The sequence below is a fragment of the Actinokineospora auranticolor genome (assembly GCF_041897805.1).
Taxonomy (GTDB): domain Bacteria; phylum Actinomycetota; class Actinomycetes; order Mycobacteriales; family Pseudonocardiaceae; genus Actinokineospora; species Actinokineospora auranticolor.
In genome coordinates, this window is the sequence record NZ_CP154825.1 from 1 (window position 1) to 21,214 (window position 21,214).

Below are 21,214 nucleotides of genomic sequence, written 5' to 3' on the forward strand. Positions count from 1 at the left end.
GTGTCTGACTACAAGCCGGACTACCAGTCGGACCACCAGTTGAACCTGGGTGTGGTCTGGGAACAGGTCGTGCGCGAGCTGTCCGCCGGGACCCTGTCGCCGTCCCAGCGCGCGTGGATGCGGATGACCCGCCCCATCGGCCTGCTGGACGGCACCGCTCTGCTGTCCGCGCCGAGCGACTTCGCCAAGGAGGCGATCGAGCGGGCGCTGCGCGAGCCGATCACCGCCGCGCTCTCCCGCAGGCTGGGCCGCGTGGTGTCACTGGCGGTCAAGGTCGACGCCGCGCCGACGGCCCCGCCGCCCCCGGCCCCGCAGGTCCCCTCGACGCCGCTGCCGACCATCCCGAACCTGCCGCCGCTGCCGCAGGCCCCGCCGGGGCCCGTCGCCGAGCAGCCGCCGGTCGCCGGTCTCGACGGCGACACGATCACCATCCCGGCCGCCGACATCGCCGCGGTCGACCAGGCCCACCTGGGCGTGGAGCCCGGGGTGGAGGACGACGAGACCGAGGTCGACGAAGAGGGCGACGCGCTGGCCACGGTGCACGAGATCTGGCCGACCTTCAACGGCCAGCAGCCCGCGAGCGGTCAGCCGTTCACCGCGCCCGCCCAGCCGCAGACCTCGAAGACCCGGCTCAACGAGAAGTACACCTTCGACACGTTCGTCATCGGCGCGTCGAACCGGTTCGCCCACGCCGCGTCGGTCGCGGTGGCCGAGGCGCCTGCCCGGGCGTACAACCCGCTGTTCATCTGGGGCGAGTCCGGTCTGGGCAAGACCCACCTGCTGCACGCGGTCGGCCACTACGCGCAACGCCTCTTCCCGGGCATGCGCGTGCGGTACGTGTCGACCGAGGAGTTCACCAACGACTTCATCAACTCGCTGCGCGACGACCGCAAGGTGGCGTTCCAGCGCCGCTACCGCGACATCGACGTGCTGCTGGTGGACGACATCCAGTTCCTGGAGGGCAAGGAAGGCACCCAGGAGGAGTTCTTCCACACCTTCAACACCCTGCACAACGCGAACAAGCAGATCGTGGTCTCCTCCGACCGGCCGCCCAAGCGGCTGGAGACGCTGGAGGACCGGCTGCGCACCCGGTTCGAGTGGGGTCTGATCACCGACATCCAGCCGCCCGAGCTGGAGACGCGCATCGCCATCCTGCGCAAGAAGGCCGCGCAGGACCGGTTGGCGGCGCCCGCGGAGGTGTTGGAGTTCATCGCCACCCGGGTGGAGGCCAACATCCGGGAGCTGGAGGGGGCGCTGATCCGGGTCACCGCGTTCGCCTCGCTCAACCGCCAGCCGGTGGACGTGGCGCTGGCCGAGATCGTGCTGCGGGACCTGATCGGCGACTCGCACGCCCCGGAGATCACCGTCCCGACGATCATGGCGGTGACCGCGGAGTTCTTCGCCGTCAGCATCGACGACCTGTGCGGCCCCGGCAAGACGAAAGCGCTTGCCCAGGCCCGGCAGATCTCCATGTACCTGTGCCGCGAGCTGACCGACCTGTCGCTGCCCAAGATCGGGCAGACCTTCGGCGGCCGCGACCACACCACGGTCATGCACGCGGACAAGAAGATCCGCAAGGAGATGGCCGAGCGGCGGCGCATCTACGACCAGGTGCAGGAGCTCACCTCCCGCATCAAGCAGCGCGCCCGAGCCTGACCCCGCAAGCGAACCGACGGCGGCCCCCAGGGGCCGCCGTTTTCGCGCGCGCCCACCCCGGGGTGAACCCCCGCCGGATCCACACCCGCCCACCTTCTTATTGGCGCGGTGGACAGCCGTCCCCAACGCCAGAAAAGTCCGCGACCGGCCGTCCGGCAGGGTAGGTCCCACCCGGCCGTCCCGGATCCGCACGAAGCCCCAGCGGGCACCTGACGAAGTCGCGGACCCCGATCCTGGCACCGACAGCCGCCGACCGGTGCCGGTGCGCGCCCGTTCCCGCAGGCTGTCAGACTTCCTGACGCGCCGCACCCGCCCGGTGACCCGAGGGTGCCCCGCCCCCGCACCCCTCGCGCCGACCCCCGGTCGCACTGTTTATTGGCGCGGTGGACAGCTCCCCACACCCCCAGAAAAGTTCGCGCGCGCCGCGCGGCGCCGGTGTCCCCGGCCGCCCCCGCGCCACCGGGGGCTGTCCCCAGCCGGTACCCACCCACCGCCGACCGCCCCGCGCGAGGTTTTTCGGGGGTGTGGACGGCCGCTCCACACCCGGAAAAATCCCTGGCCGCGCCGCAAATCGCGTGGTCTCCGTCACCGCAACGGGCGAATCGAGCTGTGCACAACCCTGTGGGTGGCCGTACACACCCCTGGGGGCTGGTCGGCCCACATCTGGGGATCGCGCTGTGGACAACTCAGGCCAACTGTGGACGGATCCAGCCTGTGCACAAACCATCCACGGATCGCCCGATCTGTCCACCGGACCCACCCCCCGGTTACCCACAGCAGGGCAGACGGTCCCACCAGCGAAAACAGGCGTTGTCCACACAACCCACAGCCCCTATTACTACTGCTGTCTTTGTTCTTCCAGAAGAAGAAAAAAGAACAGAAACAGGGGACGGCCAAAGTTGGGGACAGCCGGCCCCAGCCACCCCAGGGGACGCCCCGACCCCGACCCGCCCCGGATGACGGGGAGCCGGATCACGCTCTACGGTTGGGCCCTACAGCGTGGACAGCTCGACGGCCCGGCCTGGCACGACTCGGTGTCAGCACGGGGGTCGGGCCTGGAAAGGACTCCCATGAAGATCCGCGTCGAGCGCGACGGCCTCGCCGACGCCGTCGCCTGGGTCGCGCGCAGCCTCCCGTCCCGCCCACCGGTTCCCGTCCTCGGCGGGGTGCTGCTGGACGCGGGGTCGACAGAGGGCACCGATCGCCTGACCGTCTCCGGGTTCGACTACGAGGTCTCGGCAACCGTCGACGTCCCCGCGACAGTCGCCGACAGCGGCCGGACCCTGGTGTCCGGCAGGCTCCTCGCCGACATCACCAAGTCGCTGCCCGCCCAACCGGTGGAGATCTCCGTCGACGGCGCCCGCGTCGCGATCACCTGCGGCAGCGCGAAGTTCAGCCTGCCGACCATGCCCGTCGAGGACTACCCGGCCCTGCCCGCGATGCCGCAGCACGCGGGCGAGCTCGCCGGTGAGGTCTTCGGCCAGGCGGTCAGCCAGGTCGCCGTCGCCGCGGGCAAGGACGACACCCTCCCGATGCTCACCGGCGTCCGGGTCGAGATCAACGGCGACAAGCTCACGCTCGTCGCGACCGACCGCTTCCGCCTCGCCATGCGCGAGTTCGACTGGAAGCCGTCCGGCGACGTCGAGGACGCCGCCGTCCTGGTCCCGGCCCGCACCCTCGCCGACGCGGCGAAGGCGCTCGGCAGCTCCGGCCGCACGGTCGAGCTCGCGCTCTCGCCCACCGACGGCCTGCTCGGCTTGTCCGGTTCCGGCAGGCGCACGACCAGCCGGCTGCTCGACGCCGAGTTCCCCCGCTACCGCCAGCTGCTGCCGTCGGAGCAGACCTCCAACGCCGTCATCGGCGTGTCCGGTCTGGTCGAGGCGATCAAGCGCGTGTCCCTGGTCGCCGAGCGCGGCACCCAGGTCCGGCTCGAGTTCGCCGACGGCACGCTGCGCCTCTCGGCGGGTGGCGACGACGAGGGCAGCGCCGAGGAAGAGCTGCCGGTCGAGTTCACCGGCGACCCGGTGACCATCGCGTTCAACCCCGGCTACCTCCAGGACGGCCTCGCCGCGCTGCACTGCGACCGCGCCGAGCTGTCGTTCACCACGCCCAACCGCCCCGCGCTGATCAAGCCGGTCGGCGAGGACGGCGTCATCCCCGGCTACCTCTACCTGCTCATGCCGGTCCGCCTCCCCGGCTGACCGGACCACCGCGACGGAGGGGACAACAACCGTGCAGCTCGGACTCGTCGGCCTGGGCAAGATGGGCTTCAACATGCGCGAGCGGTTGCGCTCGGCGGGCCACGACGTGGTCGGCTACGACCGCAACCCCGACGTCAGCGACAGCTCGTCGCTGGCCGACCTGGTCGCCAAGCTCGAAGCGCCGCGCACGGTGTGGGTCATGGTGCCCGCGGGCGAGGCCACCCGGGCGACCGTCGCCGAGCTCGGCGACCTGCTGTCCGAGGGTGACCTGGTCATCGACGGCGGCAACTCCCGCTACACCGACGACAAGGTCAACGCCGAGCTGCTGTCCGGCAAGGGCGTCGGCTACCTCGACTGCGGCGTCTCCGGCGGCGTGTGGGGCAAGGACAACGGCTACGGCCTGATGGTCGGCGGCGACGCCGAACTGGTCGAGCGCGCCCTGCCGATCTTCGACGCGCTGCGCCCGGAGGGTCCGCGCGAGGAGGGCTTCGCGCACGCGGGCAAGGTCGGCGCGGGCCACTACGCGAAGATGGTCCACAACGGCATCGAGTACGGCCTGATGCAGGCCTACGCCGAGGGCTACGAGCTGCTCGCCGCGGCCGACGAGGTCACCGACGTGACGGCCGTGCTCAAGGCGTGGACCCGTGGCACCGTCGTCCGGTCGTGGCTGCTCGACCTGCTGGTCCGCGCGCTGGAGGACGACCCGAAGCTGGACGAGATCACCGGCTACGTGGAGGACTCGGGCGAGGGTCGGTGGACCGTCGAGGAGGCGATCAACCACTCGGTGCCCGCCCCGGTCATCTCGGCCGCGCTGTTCGCCCGCTTCGCCTCCCGCCAGGACGACTCGCCGGCGATGAAGGCCGTCGCGGCGCTGCGCAACCAGTTCGGTGGACACGCGGTGCACAAGGCGGGCCCCACTTCGGGAACCGGCGACGTGAGCTAGTGCACGTAAGACACCTGCAGGTCACCGACTTCCGCTCCTGGGCGCACGCGGACCTGGAGCTGGAGCCGGGGCCCGCGGTGCTGGTCGGCGCGAACGGCCAGGGCAAGACCAACCTGGTCGAGGCGATCGGGTACGTGGCGACCCTCGGTTCGCACCGGGTCGCCGCGGACCAGCCCCTGGTCCGACTCGGGTGCGCGCGGGCGATCATCCGCACGGCCGTGGTCAACGACGGCCGCGAGCTGACCGTCGAACTGGAGATCACGCCGGGCAAGGCCAACCGCGCCCGGGTCAACCGCGGCCCGGTCCCGCGGCCCCGCGACGTGCTGGGCATCCTGCGCACGGTGTTGTTCGCGCCGGAGGACCTGGCGCTCGTGCGCGGCGACCCGGGTGAGCGCCGCCGGTTCCTGGACGACCTGCTGGTGTTGCGCGCACCCCGCTACGCCGGGGTCCGCGCCGACTACGACCGGGTGCTGCGCCAGCGCAACGCCCTGCTCAAGAGCGCCGCGACCAACCGCCGCGCGCGCCGCGCCGACCCGGACGCCGTCGCCACCCTCGACGTGTGGGACAACCACCTGGCCACGCACGGCGCCCAGCTGCTCGCGGCCCGCCTCGACCTGGTCGCCGACCTGGCGCCCAGGGTCGCCGCCGCTTATGCCGGGGTGGCACCCGAGTCACGCCCGGCGCGGGTGGCGTACCGCTCGCAGATCGAGGACACACTGCCCCTTGGATACGGGAAGCCGGACGGGGAACGTGCCGATGTCGAGGTCGTCGCGGACGCCCTGCTCGCCCGCATGGCGCTGCGCCGCGACGCCGAGCTCGAACGCGGGGTGAGCCTGGTCGGCCCGCAGCGCGACGAGCTCGACCTGGTCCTCGGCGAAGCGCCCGCCAAGGGGTACGCCAGCCACGGCGAGTCGTGGTCGTTCGCGCTGGCCCTGCGGCTGGCGTCGTACGAGCTGCTCAAGGACGAGGGGAGTGAGCCGGTCCTGGTGCTGGACGACGTGTTCGCCGAACTCGACCGCAGGCGGCGGCAGCGGCTCGCCGATGTGGCGGTCGGTGCCGAGCAGGTGCTGGTGACCGCCGCGGTCGCCGAGGACGTGCCCGACGAGCTGGCCGGTGTCCGCTACGCCGTGGGTGACGGAGAGGTCAGCCGTGTCTGACGACCTGTTCGGCGGCGAACTGCTGCCACCACCCCGCGTGACCGCCCCGCGCCGGAAGAACCGCACATCTGGGGATAACCCTGTGGATAGTGTGGATAACACCGTCACTGTGCGGCCATCCGGGGGAACCGGGGCGCGCGAAAGCCAAGATCAGTCCACACCCGGGGGTGGAAAACCCGCCGATCTATCCACAGGGGTGACGGAGGGTGACGCGGGCACGGGCGACTCGGCCTCGCCGCGGGGCTCAGATATTGCCAGAGCCGCCCTGGCCGCCGCCCGGCAGGCCGCCCAGTCCGGCCCCGGCGCCCGCAAGAAGCGCGTTGTTCCACGTGGAACCGCGGGCGGCACCTCCCGGGCCCGCAGGCGCTGGTCCGGCCCGGGCGCCGACGAACGCGACCCGCAGCCGTTCGGCAGGCTCGCCTCGCGAATCGCGGTCGACCGCGGTTGGCAGCGCAACCTCTCCGGCGGGCAGGTCTTCAGCCGCTGGGCGACACTGGTCGGCGCGGACGTCGCCGAGCACGCCAAGCCGGTGGCGATCAAGGACGGCGAACTCACCGTCCAGGCGGATTCCACCGCTTGGGCGACCCAGTTGCGGTTGCTCCAGCGCCAACTGCTGGTCAAGATCGCCGCTGGGGTGGGGCGCGACGTCGTCCGCAGGCTCAAGGTGCTCGGCCCGGCCGCACCCAGCTGGCGCTACGGCCCGCGGCACGTCCCAGGCCGCGGACCACGGGACACCTACGGCTGAACCTCGCGGGTCGAGATCGAGGGACCGGCGGTGGGACTCGCGCCGGTTCACAAAATTGGCTCTGGGAGCAAGCCAGGGGTGTCCTTGGCACGATTCTGCGCGACCGCACCAGTAGTATGTAGGGGAGTGGTGTGCGCGGGTCTGCCCCGACGCGCGGGACCGCACACCGCCGCAGTCGTTCCGACGCGTGAGGAGACACCGGGCACGTGGCAGAAGACAATCAGGAGAAGGCGTACGGCGCCGGTTCCATCGGCGTGCTGAAGGGCCTGGAGGCCGTCCGGCTCCGCCCGGGTATGTACATCGGCTCCACCGGCGAGCGCGGTCTGCACCACCTGATCTGGGAAATCGTGGACAACTCCGTCGACGAGGCGATGGCGGGGCACGCCACCAAGGTCGACGTCACCCTGCTCGCCGACGGCGGCGTCCGCGTGGACGACGACGGCCGCGGCATCCCGGTCGAGGAACACCCGGAGGAGAAGCGGTCCGCGCTCGAGGTCGTGATGACCGTGCTGCACGCGGGCGGCAAGTTCGACAGCGACAGCTACGCCGTCTCCGGTGGTCTGCACGGTGTCGGCATCTCCGTGGTCAACGCGCTGTCCACCCGGCTGGAGGCCGTGGTCAAGCGCGACAACCACGTGTGGCGGCAGACCTACCGCGACTCCGAGCCGGTCGCCCCGGTCGAGCGCGGCGAGGAGACCCGCGAGCTGGGCACCTCCATCAGCTTCTGGCCGGACCCGGCGATCTTCGAGACCACCACGTTCAACGCCGAGACCGTGGCCCGGCGCCTGCAGGAGATGGCCTTCCTGAACAAGGGCCTGACCATCGTGCTGCGCGACGAGCGGGTCTCCGAGGACGAGGCCGCCGCCGACGTCGACGGCCAGGCCGCCCGCGTCAAGGAGCGCACCTACCACTACCCGGGTGGGCTCGAGGACTTCGTCAAGCACATCAACCACAGCCGCGAGGCCATCCACAAGAAGGTCATCGCCTTCGAGGCCAAGGGCACCGGTGTCGAGGTCGAGGTCGCGATGCAGTGGAACACCGGCTACAGCGAGTCGGTGTACACCTTCGCCAACACGATCAACACCCCCGAGGGCGGCACCCACGAGGAGGGCTTCCGCGCCGCGCTGACCCGGGTGGTCAACGTCTACGCGCGCGAGAAGAAGCTGCTCAAGGAGAAGGACGCCAACCTCAGCGGCGACGACGTGCGCGAGGGCTTGGCCGCGATCGTGTCGATCAAGCTGGCCGAGCCGCAGTTCGAGGGCCAGACCAAGCAGAAGCTCGGCAACACCGAGGCCAAGACGTTCGTGCAGCAGACCTGCAACGAGTGGCTGGCGGACTGGTTCGAGCGCAACCCGGCCGACGCGAAGACGATCGTCACCAAGGCGGTGTCCTCGGCGCAGGCCCGGATGGCCGCCCGCAAGGCCCGCGAGCTGGTCCGGCGCAAGGGCGCGCTCGACATCGGCGGCCTGCCCGGCAAGCTCAAGGACTGCCGGTCGACCAACCCCGAGGAGTGCGAGCTCTACATCGTCGAGGGCGACTCCGCGGGCGGCTCGGCGAAGGAAGGGCGGGACTCGCTGTACCAGGCGATCCTGCCGATCCGCGGCAAGATCATCAACGTGGAGAAGGCCCGGCTGGACCGGGTGCTGAAGAACACCGAGGTGCAGAGCCTGATCACCGCGCTGGGCACGGGGATCCAGGAGGACTTCGACGTCGCCAAGCTGCGGTACCACAAGATCGTGCTGATGGCCGACGCCGACGTCGACGGCCAGCACATCCGCACGCTGCTGCTGACGCTGCTGTTCCGGTTCATGCGCGGGCTCATCGAGCACGGCCACGTGTACCTGGCGCAGCCGCCGCTGTACAAGATCAAGTGGCAGCGCGTCGACCCCGAGTACGCCTACTCCGACCGCGAGCGCGACGGCCTGATGGAAGCGGGCATCGCCGCGGGCAAGAAGGTCAACAAGGACGACGGCATCCAGCGGTACAAGGGTCTCGGCGAGATGAACGCCGAGGAGCTGTGGGAGACCACCATGGACCCGGCCAACCGCACCCTGCGCCGCGTCACCCTCGACGACGCCGCCCAGGCCGACGAGCTGTTCAGCGTGCTGATGGGTGAGGACGTCGAGGCCCGCCGCTCGTTCATCACCCGCAACGCCAAGGACGTCCGCTTCCTCGACGTCTGAGCCCCGCGGCGCTCGGCCGCCCCCGACACCGCCCCGCCGCAAAGCTTGGAAAGGACCCTCGGTCGTGACCGAAACCCTGCCGCCGCCTGGTGATCGCATCGAGCCAGTCGACATCCAGCAGGAGATGCAGAACTCCTACATCGACTACGCGATGAGCGTCATCGTCAGCCGCGCCCTCCCGGACGTGCGCGACGGCCTCAAGCCCGTCCACCGGCGCGTGCTGTACTCGATGTTCGACACGGGCCTGCGTCCCGACCGCAGCTACGTCAAGTGCTCCCGAGTCGTCGGCGACGTCATGGGCAACTACCACCCCCACGGCGACTCGTCGATCTACGACACCCTGGTCCGCCTCGCCCAGCCGTGGTCCATGCGCTACCCGCTGGTCGACGGCCAGGGCAACTTCGGCAGCCCGGGCAACGACCCGGCCGCCGCCATGCGTTACTGTATTGATGCAGAAACCCGTGTGCGCCTGCAGGACGGGTCGAGTGTGCGCATCGGCGACATCGTCCCGGACGCGGCGCCGAACTCGGACAACCCGATCGACCTGAAGGTCCTCGACCGCAACGGCGACCCGGTCCGCGCGGACCGGCTGTTCCACTCCGGTGAGCACCCGACGCTGCGCCTCACCACGCGCGAGGGCTTCGAACTGACCGGCACGCACAACCACCCGGTCCTGTGCCTGGTGTCGGTGCTCGGCGTGCCGACCCTGTTGTGGAAGCTGCTGGAGGAGATCCAGCCCGACGACCGCGTCGTCATGCAGCGCATGCCTGCTGACGAGGGCAGCGTCCCGCCTGCCGAGGACTACGCCGCAGCCATCCTGGCAGGCGCGTTCGTCAGCGAGGGGTTTGTCTCGGCGCGACGCGCCGGGTTCAACAACCTGGACAAGTCGTACTTCGACCAGGTCGTCGACGCGTACGACGTGGTAGTCGGTGGACGGCGGTACCTCAGCTCGCGGATCATCGCGTCCGGCTCGCTCCTGCACGAACTCGACGTGCAGGACCTGAGTGCCTTGATGTCGAGTCCGCTCGCCGAGTTGGCCGGACACCGCAGTGCGGCCAAGCGGGTGCCGGAGTTCGTCTGGAACTCCGGCATGTTCGTGAAGCGAGCATTCCTCAGCTCACTGTTCACCGGTGACGGCTCCTGCTCCGCGCTGCCGCGAAACACCGTCCAGATCTCGTACTCCACCCGGAGCGCGCGGCTGGCGCGTGAGGTCCAGCAGTTGCTGCTGGAGTTCGGCGTGGTCAGCAAGCTCGTCAACTACGACAGCGGCGAGATCAAGGTCGTCATCACGAACCGCCGCGATGCGCGGTTGTTCGCGAACAACCTCGGCTTCCTCCAGGTCAAGCAGGAGAAGCTGGTCGCCATCCTCGACGCGCTCCCGACCGAGAGCCGGTCGATGTCGAGCGACCACGTGCCTTTCGTCGGCGACTACATCCGCGCGAACGGTGCCGGTCGGTGGACCGAACGCGACTGGCTGCGTCAGCACAACGTCGACCGCGTCGAGCGGTGGGAGACCAACCGGGACGAGATCGTCCGGCACATCACCGAGCCCGGCGTGCTCGACGTGGTCGAGCCGCTGGTCGACGGTCGGTTCTACTACGCCAGGGTCGCCTCGATCGTCGACGCGGGTGTTCGGCCGGTGTACAGCCTCCGGGTCGACACCGACGACCACGCGTTCATCACCGACGGGTTCGTCAGCCACAACACCGAGTCGCGGTTGACGCCGCTGGCGATGGAGATGTTGCGCGACATCGGCGAGGACACCGTCGACTTCGCGCCCAACTACGACGGGAAGACCGAAGAGCCGAAGGTTCTGCCGGCGCGGATTCCGAACCTGCTGGTCAACGGTGGTAGCGGTATCGCGGTCGGGATGGCGACGAACATCCCGCCGCACAACCTGCGCGAGGTGGCCGACGGGGTCATCTGGGCGTTGGAGAACCCCGAGGCCGATGACGACGAGCTGCTGGCGGCGCTGCTGCTGCGGATCAAGGGGCCGGACTTCCCGACCAAGGCGCTGATCCTGGGGACCAGCGGCATCGAGGACGCCTACCGCACCGGTCGCGGTTCGGTGCGGATGCGGGCGGTCGTCGAGGTGGAGGAGGACGCCAAGGGGCGGACCATCCTCGTGGTCACCGAGCTGCCGTACCAGGTCAACCCGGACAACCTGATCGAGAACATGGCGCAGCTGGTGCGCGACGGGAAGCTCACCGGCATCTCCGAGATCGCCGACGAGTCCAACTCGCGCAGCGGCATGCGGATCGTGATCGGGCTCAAGCGCGACGCGGTGGCCAAGGTCGTGCTGAACAACCTGTACAAGCACACCCAGCTGCAGCACAACTTCGGCGTCAACATGCTCGCCCTGGTCGACCAGGTGCCGCGCACGCTGCGGCTCGACCAGATCGTGCGGCACTACGTCAACCACCAGATCGAGGTCATCGTCCGGCGCACCCGCTACCGGCTGCGCAAGGCCCAGGAGCGCGCGCACATCCTGCGCGGGTACGCCAAGGCCCTGGACATGCTCGACGAGGTCATCGCGCTGATCCGCCGGTCGCCGTCGGCCGACGAGGCGCGGACCGGGTTGATGTCGCTGCTCGAGGTCGACGAGATCCAGGCGACCGCGATCCTCGAACTCCAGCTGCGCCGCCTGGCCGCGCTGGAGCGGCAGCGCATCATCGACGAGCTGGCCGAGATCGAGCGCTACATCGCCGAGCTGCAGGCGATCCTGGACAGCCCGGCGCAGCAGCGCGAGATCGTGCGCGACGAGCTGAAGGAGATCGTCGACAAGCACGGCGACGACCGGCGCACCCGGATCATCCCGTTCGACGGGGAGGTGTCGGTCGAGGACCTGATCGCGGTCGAGGACGTCGTCGTCACGATCACCCGCACCGGGTACGCCAAGCGCACCAAGACCGACCTGTACCGGGCGCAGAAGCGCGGCGGCAAGGGCGTGCAGGGCGCGGTGCTGAAGCAGGACGACATCGTCGTGCACTTCTTCGTGTGCTCGACGCACGACTGGATGCTGTTCTTCACCAACAAGGGCCGCGTCTACCGGGCGAAGGCCTACGAGCTGCCGGAGGCCAACCGCGCGGCGCGCGGTCAGCACGTGGCGAACCTGCTGGCGTTCCAGCCGGACGAGGAGATCGCCCAGGTCATCCAGATCAAGGACTACCAGGCGGCGCCGTACCTGGTGCTGGCGACCCGTGACGGTTTGGTGAAGAAGTCGAAGCTGGCCGACTTCGACAGCAACCGCGCGGGCGGCCTCATCGGTATCAACCTGCGTGAGGACGACGAACTCGTCGGCGCCGTGCTGTGCTCGGCCGACGACGACCTGCTGCTGGTGTCCGCGGGCGGCCAGTCCATCCGCTTCCACGCCAGCGACGACGCGCTGCGGCCGATGGGCCGGGCGACGTCGGGTGTGCAGGGCATGCGCTTCAACGACGGCGACGAGCTGCTGACCATCGGCGTGGTGAAGGACGGCACGTTCGTTTTGGTCGCCACCGACGGTGGGTACGCCAAGCGCACCCCGATCGAGGACTACTCGGTCCAGGGTCGGGGCGGCAAGGGCGTGCTCACCATCCAGCACGACAGCAGGCGTGGCAGGCTGGTAGGCGCGGTCATCGTCGAGTTGGAGGACCAGCTGTACGCCATCACCTCGGCGGGCGGCGTCATCCGCACCACCGTCGAGGAGGTGCGCAAGGCCGGGCGGCAGACCAAGGGGGTCAGGTTGATGAACCTCGGTGAGGGGACCACCCTGGTGGCCATCGCCCGCAGCGCCGAGGAGGCCGCCGAAGCCGAGGTCGAGGCGGCTGAAGCCGAGGGCACCGAAGGCGACGTCGAAGGCACCGCACCGACGGCCGAGCAGGCCGAGTAAGCGACGAAGGACCTAGGGGAAACCGCTCGTGACACCACCCGAGAAGCCGGACACCGCCGGAACCGAACCCGAGCGCACGTCGGTCATCACGACGAGCAAGGACGCGCCGGCCGAGCAGCAGAAGCCGGAACCGGCGGGCGACGGCGACGCGGAGGGCGGTGCCCCCCAGGAGAACGAGACGACGCCACCACCGTGGCAGCGGGTCACCCCGGAGGAGGAGGTCGAGGTCGCCGACCTCGGCTTCCCCACCGAGGAACCCGACGCGGACGTCACCCAGGCGCTGCCGCACCCGGGCAAGCCCCAGGTCCCGCCCCCGTTCCCGGCGGGCGACGACGCGACCATCGCGGTCGACCGCTCCGTGGTCACCGGCGCGGCGGCCCCCCGCCTGTTCGGGGCCGACCCGACGGTCGGCGTCGGCACCCCCCGCCCCGCGGTGAACCTGGACGCCGCCACCCGCGGCGCAGGCGCGGCCACCCAGGCCCCGCCGAGCGCGCTGCGCAGGCCCGGCCGCGGCCCCCGGCGCGCCAACCTGCAGATCAAGCGCTTCGACCCGTGGTCGGTGCTGAAGCTGTCGCTGGTGCTGGGCGTGGCCCTGTTCTTCGTGTGGCTGGTCGCCGTCGGCGCCCTCTACGCCGTCCTCGACGGCATGGGCGTGTGGGACAAGGTGAACGGCATTTCCAGCGAACTGCTCAACAACGCCGAGGGCAACAACGGACCCCTGATCAGCGCAGGCCGCGTCTTCGGCATCGCGGCCATCATCGGCGCGATCAACATCGTGCTGTTCAGCGCCCTGGCCACCGTCGGGGCCTTCGTCTACAACGTGTCGGCGGACCTCGCAGGCGGACTCGAGGTCACCCTCGCCGAACGCGAGTAGGGGATACCGATTTGGGGACGCGCGGGGACGTACGGTAGCCTTCACGCGTTCCCACAGGGGCCTATAGCTCAGGCGGTTAGAGCGCTTCACTGATAATGAAGAGGTCGGAGGTTCAAGTCCTCCTAGGCCCACGGCCTCGGCCGATCTGTGTTCGCGGAAAGCGCGAACCGGGTCGGCCGTTGTTGTTTCTGGGGGGGGCGACCCCCCAGACCCCCACGGTGCGGTGGGCGCGTAAGGCGCGGAGCTTGCGTAGCGCCTGGAGCGGACTGGCGGGGAGCGCCCGGAACCAGCGGGGGCGCGTAGGACGCGGGGCTTGCGTAGCGCCTGGAGTTGGGTGGCGGGGCGCCGGAACCGGTGAGAGCGGGTAAGGCGCGAAGCCTCCGTAGCGCCTGGAGCGGGGCGGCGGGCGCCGGAACCGGCGGGGCATGTAGGGCGCGGGCCTGCGTAGTGCCTGAAGCGGGGCGGCGGGGCTGACGTGGGTGGGATGTGTGTCCACCCTGAGTGCTTCCGGTAGGTCTTCTTCGTCGCGTGCTGTCTCTTGCTGCTGCCGTTGTGGGCTTCCTGGTTGGTCTCTGCCTTGCTCTGCTCGTGGCCTCGCCATGGCCGCGGTCCGGCCTCGCTTGTTGCTTCTCTCCATCCCTTCTCCCTTCCTCCTGGGGTGTCTCGGGTTCCTGGTTCGTTCGGGGGTCTCGAGGTTTTGTTGATCTTGGTTTTTTGTTGGCGGGGAGGGGTTTCGGGTGGGTGTGGGGGGTGCGGGATGTCGGGGGTGGGAGCGGGGGCGGGGTGAGGTGTGGCAGACTGGCGGCACGCCGGGCCGGGGGTGGATCGGCCGGTGGAAGTGGTGTTTCCGTGCCCAAAAGGGAGGCATTGATCGTGAAGAAGCTGCTCGCGCTCGCCGCTGTTGCTGGTGGTGTCCTCCTGGTCGTCAAGCGGAAGAGCTCGGCGAAGGCGGAAGCCGCCCTGTGGCGCGAGGCCACCGCGCCCGCGAACAACGGCGCCAAGAAGGCGTAGGCGAGAACGTCGCACTCCGGCACGGCGGACGTCGTGTCGTTGGGGGGACGTAGCTCAATTGGCAGAGCACTGCCTTTGCAAGGCAGGGGTTAGGGGTTCGATTCCCCTCGTCTCCACGGCCTCGGCCGACCTGTGTCAACGGAGAGCGTTGACCGGGTCGGCCGTTGTTGTTTCTGGGGGGCGACCCCCCAGACCCCCACGGTGCGGTGGGTGGCGGAACCAGCGGGGGCGCGTAGGGCGCGGAGCTTGCGTAGCGGCTGGAGCGGGGCGGCGGGCGCCGGAACCGGCGGGGGCGCGTAGGGCGCGGAGCTTGCGTAGCGGCTGGAGCGGGGCGGCGGGCGCCGGAACCGGCGGGGGCGCGTAGGGCGCGGAGCTTGCGTAGCGGCTGGAGCGGGGCGGCGGGCGCCGGAACCGGCGGGGGCGCGTAGGGCGCGGAGCTTGCGTAGCGGCTGGAGCGGGGCGGCGGGCGCCGGAACCGGCGGGGCATGTAGGGCGCGGAGCTTGCGTAGCGGCTGAAGTGGGGCGGCGGGCGCCGGAACCAGCGAGGGGTGACCGGGGTTACCTGGCGTGGTGGGGCGGCCTGGATGGGGGTTGACTGGGGGCGTCCATCCCGGAACGAAGGCTGGAGGCTTGATGACCGAGCGCAAGGCGACGACGGTGTGGAGCGGGGACGTTGCGCGGGGGTCGGGTGAGGTCAGCCTCGACACGTCCGGCGCGGCCCGGTTCACGGTGTCGTTCCCGTCGCGGGCGCAGGAGGCCAACGGGCAGACCTCGCCGGAGGAGTTGATCGCGGCGGCGCACTCGTCCTGCTACTCGATGCAGTTCTCGGCCCTGCTCGGGGCCAACGGGACGCCGCCCGAGTCGATCGAGACGTCGGCGGTGGTGAGCTTCGGGAAGAAGGGCGACGGGTTCGCCATCCTCGGGATCGCGCTGACCGCGCGGGCCACCGTGCCCGGTATCGACGGGGACAAGTTCGCCGAGATCGCGGAGACGGCGAAGAAGGTGTGCCCGGTGTCGGCCGCCCTGACCGGTACCGAGATCACCCTTGACGCCACCTTGGCCTAGCGCGCGTCGCCGGTTGGGGCGCGGCGGTCGCTGCCCCGCCCCAACCGGCGCGGGTCAGGTCGTCACGCTCTCGCGCTCAGGCGCGTCGGTGTGCCGGGTCCGACCGATGATCTCGTCCACGGCCCACTTGCCCGGGCCGAGGAACACGACCAGCAGGAACGACCAGCAGAACAGCGCGGGGACCTCGCCGCCGTTCTGGTTGGGCAGCAGGCTGACCTGCTGGTGCACCACGAAGTAGGCGTAGGCCATCGAGCCGGAGCAGATCAGGGCCGCGACCCGGGTGCCGAGGCCGATCAACACGAGCACGCCGCCGACGAGCTGGATTACCGCGGCCCACCAGCCGGGCCACTCGGCGAACGCGGGGGCCTTGCCGTAGGCACCGCCGAACACACCGAAGAGGGTGGCGGCGCCGTGCACGGCGAACAGGAAACCGATGACGATCCGGAAGAGGGCGAGTACGTGCGCCCTCCCGCGATGGAGCAGGTCCATGCCTGGCTCTCTTTCCTTCGGAACAACAGGGTAGTCATCCATCCGTGGCCGAGGCCACACAGTGAGTAATGCGCGGCGGCCCGATCCGGTTCAACGAGTGGTCGAGACCACACTTCGTGTGATCTGGTTGACTTGGCCCGCTATGAGACGAGCCGTGATCCTCGCCGCGCCCCTGCTCACCATCGCGGCGTGCACCGCGGACCCCGCCGCACCACCGGCGGGCACCTCCGCGCCACCCCCAGCCGCCCAGACGACCTCGCCCGCGTCCGCGGGTCCCGCCGCCGCGCCACCACCGCCCGAACCGGTCGCCGACGGGCCGTGCCCCTACCTGGAGAGCTCGGTGGTGGCCGACGCCAACGGGCAGCGGGTCACCAAGGTGCGCACGTCGGCGGACAAGCCGCACCCCGCCTGCTTCTTCTACCGGCCCGACGGCAGCGTGCAGCTCACCGTGCAGATCTACAGCGGTGACCCGGCGATCGCCAAGGCCGTGGTCGACGAGGCCGCGCCGATCGCCACCTCGAACCCGGCCTCGTCGCCCGCCGGGTGGAAGGGCGGGTCGCTGTCCACCGACCAGGGCGCGGTCTACGCCGTGGGCAAGGCGGGGACCGCGGTCGTGGTGTCGACCAACCAGCACCAGACGATCAAGGCCCGGCGGGTCAGCGAGATCGTCATCGGGAAGCTCGGGCTGTAGGCGCGCCGAAGCGGGCCGCACCACGTGGGTGCGACCCGCCCGGGGTGCGCGTCAGTTCTTCTCGGAGCTGATCGGCTGGCTCGGCTTGGCCTGCCCGTTGCGCTCGGCGCCGTTGGACTCCGCGTCCGCCACCGGCGGCTTGGGCGCGCTGGGCTGCGGCTGCGGCTGCGGCGCGGGCCGCTGCGGCGCGGGCTTGCTGCGCAGCGCCACGGCCGCCGCCCCGACGCCGAGCAGCGCCAGCAGCCACGGCCACTTGCGGCGGCGCTTCGCCGACGGGTCCTTGGCGGCCTCCCTGGCCGCCGCCTTGGCCGCCCGCACCTGCGCCTCGAGCTCCTTGCGGTACTGCACGACCTGCGGCTTGAGGTCCTTCTTGAGCTGCTTGACCTGCGCGCGCACCGGCCCGGACGCCTGCCGCGCCCGCTTGGCCGCGCCGGAGCGCTTGGCCTGCTTGCGGGCCTGCTTGGCGGCCTTGGCCAGGTCCTTGCGGGTGTGCTTGGCCGTCTTCGCCAGGCGCTTGCGGGCCCGGCGGGTGCCCGCCGCGACCTCGTCGCGCGCCACCTGCGCCGTCTCCGCGATGGCCTCGGCGACCTGCTGCGGGGCGACGCCCTTGGCGGCGAGCTTCTGCTCGGCGACGTGCGCCGCTTCCGCACCCGCCTGTCCAGCACGAACCGCACCCTGGCGCACCGCGCGCCAGCCGGTGCCGACGGCCTTGCCCACCGTCTCTCCGGCCCGGGTCATGGCCTCACCTCGTCCATCGATGCTAAGGAACACTGCCGACCCCTCAATCGTGCCCCTTCCGGAGCGATCTCGCCGAAGATGGCACGATGGAGCGGTGGCTGAAAGCAACGAATCCTTCGTCGGGAAGAACGTGACCGCCACCCTGCACACGTCGCTGGGTGACATCAAGATCAACCTGCTCCCCGACTACGCGCCGAAGACGGTCGCGAACTTCGTGGGCCTCGCAGAGGGCACGAAGCAGTACACCACCGAGAACGCCCAGGGCGGCAAGACCGGCCCCTTCTACGACGGCTCGGTGTTCCACCGGGTCATCGAGGGCTTCATGATCCAGGGCGGCGACCCGACCGGCACCGGTCGCGGTGGCCCCGGCTACCAGTTCGAGGACGAGGTCAACAACGACCTGCGCTTCAACAAGCCGTACCTGCTGGCGATGGCGAACGCCGGGCCCGGCACCAACGGCTCGCAGTTCTTCGTGACCGTCGGCGCCACCGACTGGCTCAACGGCAAGCACACCATCTTCGGTGAGGTCGCCGACCAGCAGTCGCGCGACGTCGTCAACACCATCGGTTCCACCCCCACCCAGCCGGGCGACCGGCCGGTGACCGAAGTTGTGATCACCAAGGTCTCCATCGGGCGTTGAGTGACGCACCCCCCGGAGCACCCTGAACACACCACGCAGGCGGGTCCGCCCGCCTGCGTGCGTCACCCGGACCGGCCGACCGGGTTGCGCTGCGTCCGGTGCGAACGCCCGGCGTGCCCGGACTGCCTGGTCGACGCGGCCGTCGGGTTCCAGTGCGTCGACTGCGTGCGCGAGGGCAACCGCGGTGTGCGGCGGGCCACGACGGCCGCGGGCGGTGAACCGGTCGCCAAGCCGGTCGCGTCGTACGCGCTGATCGCGGTCAACGTCGCGATGTACGTGCTGACCGCCGTGCTGGCGGGCAACCCGCTGCACAACGAGCAGTCGACGTTCTTCCACCAGCTGTCCGGCTTCCCCCCGTCGATGGCCGACGGCGAGTGGTGGCGGTTGCTGACCAGCGGGTTCCTGCACTTCGGGCCGGTGCACCTGGCGGGCAACATGGTGTCGCTGCTGGTCCTGGCGATGATCGAGACCAGGCTGGGGCGCGGCCCGTTCCTGCTCATCTACTTCCTGTCGCTGCTCGGCGGCAGCGCGGCGGCGTACGCGTTCCAGTCACCGCTGTCGGAGGGCGCGGGCGCCTCGGGGGCCATCTACGGCCTGCTCGGCGCGCTGATCGTGCTCGTGCTGCGGGAGAAGTGGGACTTCCACGCGTTGATGAACGTGGTGGGCCTGCTCGCGGTGAACCTGGCGATCAGCATCTCGGTCGTGGAGATCTCGCTGGCCGCGCACCTGGGCGGCCTGGCCGCGGGCGCGGCGGTGGCCTTCGGTCTGGTGGTGGCGCCGAGGGAGAAGCGGCGGCAGTGGCACGCGGTGACCGTGGTGGTGGTGGTTGTGGCCATCGTCGGGTTGCTGGTCGTCCGCACGCCCCAGGTCGTCGACGCCGTGCCGCTCTGCCTGCCGCCGACCGCGGACGGGTTCTCCTGCTACCGGTACGGCTAGGTCCGCAGCCGGACGAGGGCCTCGACCACGTCCTCCGGTTCGGCGCCGAGGTCGAGCCTGCCCAGCAGCACCAGCGCCGGGTCGGCGTCGATCTCCACCGCGCTGGACTCGCGACCGAGCCTGCGGGTGCGGACCAGCCGCACGTTGACCTCACCCCAGCGCCAGGTCCGGCTGCCGGTCAGCCCGCGCACGGTTAACCCGTTCGAGTCGGCGGCCAGGCGGGGCCGCGCGAAGGTGCCGAACAGCGCGAGCGCGGCCAGCAGCAGCGCGGCGACCACAGACAGCACGGTGCCCCGGGGGTCGCCGAGCAGCACCGCCACCACTGCGAAAACCGCCGTGAGCAGCCAGGCGAGGGTCACGACCCGGGTCTCGGGTGCCCACTGGTGGGAGTTGTCCTCAGGCGTCACGGCGATTCATCCACAGAAGTTATCCACAATGGGGATGACTTACATCCATGTGGTTCAGTGACGGTGCGCTGAATGGAGTAGCTGCGAGCCCACTCACGAATGACAGCGGATCGGGTTAACGCCACCGCATCGTCATCAGCAGACCGGAGATCATCAGCGCGAACCCGATGGCGAAGTTCCAGTTGCCGAGGTCGGTCATGAATGGGATTTTCTCCCCGGCGATGTAGTTGACGACCAACCAGGCCAGGCCGATCACCATGACGCCGAGCATCACGACGACGTAGATCGGGTGTGAAGGCCCGGCGGGCTTGACCTTCACGGGCGTGCGGCGGTCGGCCGGTGCGGTGTACACGGCCTTCTTGCGGACCTTGGACTTCGGCATGCTGTCCTCGCCTGACGTGATGCGTTGGGTGCGGTCGTGCTGGCATGGGCGCAACTCCCGCCGATGCAACACGTTAACGTAGCTGAGCGGCGCGGCGAACCACCAGTCGCCAACGACGCGGAATCCGTGCGCGCCGGAGAGGAGTCCGCGTGACCACGCTCGACACCGGCGGCCACACGCCGGACGGGCTCGTCGGCCCCGAAGAGCCGCCCAAGCGGGCGGACACGGCACGCACGGTGGTGCGCGGGATCGGCGAGCTGCTGATCACCGCGGGCCTGGTCGTGCTGCTCTTCGTGGTCTACGAGGTCTACGTGACCGACATCGTCTCCGCGGGCAAGCAGCGCGACGCCACGACGGCGCTGGACAACACCTGGGGTCAACCCGACACCGTCGCCGAACCCGAACGAGTGGAACGGTTCACCGACCTGGGTGAAGGCACGGGCTTCGCCAAGATGCACATCCCGGCCTTCGGCCTCGACTACGGGTTCACCGTCATCGAGGGCACCACCGAGAAGTCCCTCGAGATCGGCCCCGGCCACTACCGCGGCACCGCGTACCCGGGCGAGCCGGGCAACTTCGCCGTCGCGGGCCACCGGGTCGGCAAGGGCGCGCCGTTCAACGACATCGACCTGCTCAACTCGTGCGACGCCATCCTGGTCGAGACGCACTACAGCTGGTTCGTCTACCGGGTGCTGCCCAAGAGCGAGGAGGTGGTGGGGTGGGCGACCGGGAAGGGGACCGACCCGCGCTGCCAGGGCGTGGCGCCGCTGGGCGGCCCGTACGAGGGTCTGGTGGGCCAGCAGATCGTCCGACCCAGCCAGGGTGAGGTGATCGCCCCCATCCCCGGCAAGGTCGGCGCCGAGTCGAGCGTGGGGGAGCGCGCGACGCTGATGACCCTGACGACCTGCCACCCCCGCTTCTCCGACCGCCAGCGGCTCATCGTGCACGCGGTCATGGTCAAGCAGTGGGCCAAGGACCCCGCCAAGCCTGGCGAGACGCCCCCGGAGCTCAAGGAGACGAGCTGATGTACGCGTGGATCTGGCGGCACCTGCCGGGGCCCTTGGTGGTGCGGATCTTGACGGCCGTGGTCCTGGTGGCCGGGGTGGTCGCCCTGCTCATGTTCGTGGTGTTCCCGTGGGTGGAGCCGAAACTGCCGTTCAACCAGGTCACGACCGAGTAGGCGACATCTCGACCGTCGTGTTTGTTCCACGTGGAACCAAACCTC

19 protein-coding genes and 2 tRNA genes are annotated in these 21,214 nt (G+C 70.3%); 17 read left to right on the top strand and 4 right to left on the bottom strand.

What is annotated here, in order from left to right; translation table 11 throughout:
• The 12 genes from dnaA to V5P93_RS00060 all read left to right on the top strand — a co-directional run bounded on the left by dnaA (position 1) and on the right by V5P93_RS00060 (position 15,706).
• Positions 1 to 1,656: a chromosomal replication initiator protein DnaA gene (gene dnaA, locus V5P93_RS00005; protein ID WP_104479358.1), complete on the top strand. Its 1,656-nt coding sequence runs from the start codon at positions 1 to 3 to the stop codon at positions 1,654 to 1,656.
• 1,070 nt (positions 1,657 to 2,726) lie between these two features.
• The gene (dnaN, locus tag V5P93_RS00010; protein WP_104479359.1) at positions 2,727 to 3,857 is read left to right on the top strand and encodes a DNA polymerase III subunit beta; all 1,131 of its coding nucleotides are present in this window, start codon (positions 2,727 to 2,729) and stop codon (positions 3,855 to 3,857) included.
• Positions 3,858 to 3,888: 31 nt separating this feature from the next.
• A complete protein-coding gene (gene gnd, locus V5P93_RS00015) occupies positions 3,889 to 4,800 on the top strand; it encodes a phosphogluconate dehydrogenase (NAD(+)-dependent, decarboxylating) (protein WP_104479360.1) in 912 nt (303 codons plus the stop codon).
• Entirely contained in the window at positions 4,800 to 5,957 is a 1,158-nt protein-coding gene (gene recF / locus V5P93_RS00020; RefSeq protein ID WP_104479361.1) for a DNA replication/repair protein RecF, read from the top strand. The genes gnd and recF overlap by 1 nt, the downstream gene beginning before the upstream one ends.
• Positions 5,958 to 6,153: 196 nt before the next feature.
• Positions 6,154 to 6,702 carry a DciA family protein gene (locus V5P93_RS00025; protein ID WP_245931278.1) on the top strand — a complete coding sequence of 183 codons (549 nt, stop codon included), beginning with the start codon at positions 6,154 to 6,156 and terminating at the stop codon, positions 6,700 to 6,702.
• A gap of 206 nt (positions 6,703 to 6,908) precedes the next feature.
• Positions 6,909 to 8,885, top strand: a complete 1,977-nt coding sequence (gyrB, locus tag V5P93_RS00030; protein WP_104479363.1) for a DNA topoisomerase (ATP-hydrolyzing) subunit B — start codon at positions 6,909 to 6,911, stop codon at positions 8,883 to 8,885.
• A 64-nt stretch (positions 8,886 to 8,949) separates the two neighbouring features.
• Complete coding sequence (gyrA, locus tag V5P93_RS00035; RefSeq protein WP_104479364.1) at positions 8,950 to 12,756, top strand: intein-containing DNA gyrase subunit A; 3,807 nt, start codon at positions 8,950 to 8,952, stop codon at positions 12,754 to 12,756.
• Positions 12,757 to 12,784: 28 nt separating this feature from the next.
• Positions 12,785 to 13,630 (top strand): DUF3566 domain-containing protein, encoded by an 846-nt coding sequence (locus tag V5P93_RS00040; protein WP_245931279.1) that lies wholly within the window; start codon positions 12,785 to 12,787, stop codon positions 13,628 to 13,630.
• 57 nt (positions 13,631 to 13,687) lie between these two features.
• Positions 13,688 to 13,761 (top strand) — tRNA-Ile (locus V5P93_RS00045).
• A 742-nt stretch (positions 13,762 to 14,503) separates the two neighbouring features.
• On the top strand, positions 14,504 to 14,641 hold the full coding sequence (locus tag V5P93_RS00050; RefSeq protein WP_104479464.1) for a DLW-39 family protein: 138 nt from the start codon (positions 14,504 to 14,506) through the stop codon (positions 14,639 to 14,641).
• 43 nt (positions 14,642 to 14,684) lie between these two features.
• Positions 14,685 to 14,757, top strand: a tRNA-Ala gene (locus V5P93_RS00055).
• A 517-nt stretch (positions 14,758 to 15,274) separates the two neighbouring features.
• Complete coding sequence (locus V5P93_RS00060) at positions 15,275 to 15,706, top strand: OsmC family peroxiredoxin (RefSeq protein WP_104479365.1); 432 nt, start codon at positions 15,275 to 15,277, stop codon at positions 15,704 to 15,706.
• 54 nt (positions 15,707 to 15,760) lie between these two features.
• On the opposite strand, the gene V5P93_RS00065 is transcribed toward V5P93_RS00060, so the two are convergent.
• Positions 15,761 to 16,195 carry a DoxX family protein gene (locus V5P93_RS00065; protein ID WP_104479366.1) on the bottom strand — a complete coding sequence of 145 codons (435 nt, stop codon included), beginning with the start codon at positions 16,193 to 16,195 and terminating at the stop codon, positions 15,761 to 15,763.
• 142 nt (positions 16,196 to 16,337) lie between these two features.
• Between V5P93_RS00065 and V5P93_RS00070 the strand changes: the two genes are divergently transcribed.
• The gene (locus tag V5P93_RS00070) at positions 16,338 to 16,886 is read left to right on the top strand and encodes a DUF2020 domain-containing protein (RefSeq protein ID WP_104479367.1); all 549 of its coding nucleotides are present in this window, start codon (positions 16,338 to 16,340) and stop codon (positions 16,884 to 16,886) included.
• 51 nt (positions 16,887 to 16,937) lie between these two features.
• Here the strand turns inward: V5P93_RS00070 and V5P93_RS00075 are convergent, their stop codons facing one another.
• Positions 16,938 to 17,624 carry a hypothetical protein gene (locus V5P93_RS00075; protein ID WP_104479368.1) on the bottom strand — a complete coding sequence of 229 codons (687 nt, stop codon included), beginning with the start codon at positions 17,622 to 17,624 and terminating at the stop codon, positions 16,938 to 16,940.
• Between the two features lie 94 nt (positions 17,625 to 17,718).
• Here V5P93_RS00075 and V5P93_RS00080 point away from each other — a divergent pair, with 94 nt between their 5' ends.
• Together V5P93_RS00080 and V5P93_RS00085 are read left to right on the top strand one after the other, a co-directional pair.
• Positions 17,719 to 18,264: a peptidylprolyl isomerase gene (locus V5P93_RS00080; RefSeq protein ID WP_104479369.1), complete on the top strand. Its 546-nt coding sequence runs from the start codon at positions 17,719 to 17,721 to the stop codon at positions 18,262 to 18,264.
• Positions 18,265 to 18,321: 57 nt separating this feature from the next.
• Entirely contained in the window at positions 18,322 to 19,200 is an 879-nt protein-coding gene (locus tag V5P93_RS00085) for a rhomboid family intramembrane serine protease (RefSeq protein WP_245931280.1), read from the top strand.
• On the opposite strand, the gene V5P93_RS00090 is transcribed toward V5P93_RS00085, so the two are convergent.
• Together V5P93_RS00090 and crgA are read right to left on the bottom strand one after the other, a co-directional pair.
• Entirely contained in the window at positions 19,197 to 19,607 is a 411-nt protein-coding gene (locus tag V5P93_RS00090) for a PH domain-containing protein (protein WP_104479371.1), read from the bottom strand. The genes V5P93_RS00085 and V5P93_RS00090 overlap by 4 nt on opposite strands.
• A 115-nt stretch (positions 19,608 to 19,722) precedes the next feature.
• Positions 19,723 to 19,989, bottom strand: coding sequence for a cell division protein CrgA (gene crgA / locus V5P93_RS00095; RefSeq protein ID WP_104479372.1), 267 nt, complete (start codon positions 19,987 to 19,989; stop codon positions 19,723 to 19,725).
• A gap of 149 nt (positions 19,990 to 20,138) precedes the next feature.
• Between crgA and V5P93_RS00100 the strand changes: the two genes are divergently transcribed.
• Both V5P93_RS00100 and V5P93_RS00105 read left to right on the top strand, forming a co-directional pair.
• Positions 20,139 to 21,014, top strand: a complete 876-nt coding sequence (locus tag V5P93_RS00100) for a class E sortase (protein WP_104479373.1) — start codon at positions 20,139 to 20,141, stop codon at positions 21,012 to 21,014.
• The gene (locus V5P93_RS00105) at positions 21,014 to 21,169 is read left to right on the top strand and encodes a hypothetical protein (RefSeq protein WP_181043495.1); all 156 of its coding nucleotides are present in this window, start codon (positions 21,014 to 21,016) and stop codon (positions 21,167 to 21,169) included. The genes V5P93_RS00100 and V5P93_RS00105 overlap by 1 nt, the downstream gene beginning before the upstream one ends.
• Positions 21,170 to 21,214: the final 45 nt, after the last annotated feature.

Bases quoted from the DNA above. Each gene is read 5' to 3' on its own strand.
- dnaN (WP_104479359.1), top strand. From the start codon at position 2,727: ATGAAGATCCGCGTCGAGCGCGACGGCCTCGCCGACGCCGTCGCCTGG.
- V5P93_RS00060 (WP_104479365.1), top strand. From the start codon at position 15,275: ATGACCGAGCGCAAGGCGACGACGGTGTGGAGCGGGGACGTTGCGCGG.
- V5P93_RS00065 (WP_104479366.1), bottom strand. From the start codon at position 16,195: ATGGACCTGCTCCATCGCGGGAGGGCGCACGTACTCGCCCTCTTCCGG.
- V5P93_RS00070 (WP_104479367.1), top strand. From the start codon at position 16,338: ATGAGACGAGCCGTGATCCTCGCCGCGCCCCTGCTCACCATCGCGGCG.
- V5P93_RS00075 (WP_104479368.1), bottom strand. From the start codon at position 17,624: ATGACCCGGGCCGGAGAGACGGTGGGCAAGGCCGTCGGCACCGGCTGG.
- crgA (WP_104479372.1), bottom strand. From the start codon at position 19,989: ATGCCGAAGTCCAAGGTCCGCAAGAAGGCCGTGTACACCGCACCGGCC.
- V5P93_RS00105 (WP_181043495.1), top strand. From the start codon at position 21,014: ATGTACGCGTGGATCTGGCGGCACCTGCCGGGGCCCTTGGTGGTGCGG.